This is a genomic window from Actinoplanes sp. NPDC049802, assembly GCF_040656595.1.
In the GTDB taxonomy this organism is placed as follows: Bacteria; Actinomycetota; Actinomycetes; order Mycobacteriales; family Micromonosporaceae; genus Actinoplanes.
This window is the reverse complement of the sequence record NZ_JBFAMR010000183.1, coordinates 1-1,564: the sequence shown is the minus strand read 5'-3', so window position 1 is coordinate 1,564 and position 1,564 is coordinate 1. Positions and strand designations below refer to the sequence as shown.

The following is a 1,564-nucleotide window of genomic DNA, read 5'->3' as shown; positions in this document are numbered from 1 at the left end:
CGGAACGTGTCAAGGGATTGAGGCCAACGGGAGTTAAGCGGCTTGCGGTTGGGGCTGGGTTTCCTGGTCGGGCCGGTTGATCCAGACCTGCTCGGGCATTTCCAGGATCCTGGGCAGTGGTCGGCTGGTGCCGAACCGTTCCGGATGCGCGGCGCGGGCCGCGGCGAGGGTGTCCTCGCGGCCGGCGCGGACCTGGTGGTGGCGGCCGTGGTGGACGTCGGCGGGGGTGTGCAGGCCGATTCCGGAATGCCGGTGAGCGTGGTTGTACCAGGTCACGAACTCGGCCATGAACCAGCGGGCATCGGCCAGTGTCGCGAACCTGTCCGGGAAGACCGGCGCGTACTTGAGCGTCTTGAACCAGGCCTCGGAAAAGGGATTGTCGTTGGACACCTTCGGCCGCGAGTGTGACCGGGTGACCTGCAGGTCTTCGAGTAGGTCAGCCACCGATTTCGAGGTCATCGAGGTGCCGCGGTCGGCGTGGACCACGTGCGGCACGCCGTGGGCGTCGAACACCTCGCGCATCATGCTCTCGGCCAGCGGGCCGGACTCACGGGCGTGGACCCGGACGCCGACGATGTACCGGGAGTAGATGTCGATCATCACGTACGCATCGAAGTAGACCCCTTTCACCGGGCCGGCGAGTTTCGTGATGTCCCAGGTGTAGACCTGCCGAGGTCCGTCGGCGACCAACTCGGGACGCTGCCGGGCCGGATGCTTGGCCTGCCGGCGACGTTCGCGTACCTGCTCGTGCTCGCGCAGCAGCCGGTACATCGTGGCGATCGAGCCGACGTAGACGCCCTGGTCCAGCAGCGCCGCGTAGACCTGTGCCGGGGCCGCGTCAACGAACTCCGTGCTGTTCAACAACCGCAGCACCCGCTCACGCTCGGGTGGGGTCAGAGCATTGGCCGGTGGGCGCCGGGCAGGCCGGGCCGGGGTCGGACGGCGTCGGTCACGGTCCGCACTGGACCGGGCGATCCCGGTCAGCCGCTTCGCCTCCCGCGTCGGGATGTCCGCGCTGGTCAGCTCGTGGAAACAGGCCATCAGCGTCTGCCGAGCCCGAACACGTCCGGACCGTCCGGCTCGCTCCTGGAGATGTCCTCCAAGAGCTCTCGCGCTTTTCCCATGATCGTCAACGCCGTCTCCGTCCGTGCCAGCTTCGCCTGCGCCAGCTGCAGCTCGCGGCGCAGCCGGGCGATCTCCGCCTGCTCCACCGACGGCCGCCCGACCGTCTCACCAGCCGGTTTACCCTGCAACAGCCCGGCGTCCCGGGCCCGGCGCCACTCGGTCATCAACGACGAGTACAAGCCCTCCCGCCGCAGGAACGCCCCGCCCTCACCGGCAGCGACGGCCTGCTCGTAACCGGCGAGGAGTTCCAGCTTCTGTCCCGGGGTGAAGTTCCGGCGGGCCCGCGGCCCACCCGAACGGGGACCCTTCTTGCGACTCATGACCCCATCCTGGGCCACGACCATGTCAACAGCAGTAGTCAACGCTCTCGATCCTGAACTCGCCCTGTCCGGCGGACTTGCTATGAACCGCTGGCCTCAACTCACCCTGGCAGACAGGG

General features: G+C 68.2%; 1 pseudogene. It reads right to left on the bottom strand.

What is annotated here, in order from left to right:
• Positions 1–33 precede the first annotated feature (33 nt).
• Positions 34–1,445: pseudogene (locus AB0I88_RS41260) on the bottom strand (IS3 family transposase).
• Positions 1,446–1,564 lie beyond the last annotated feature (119 nt).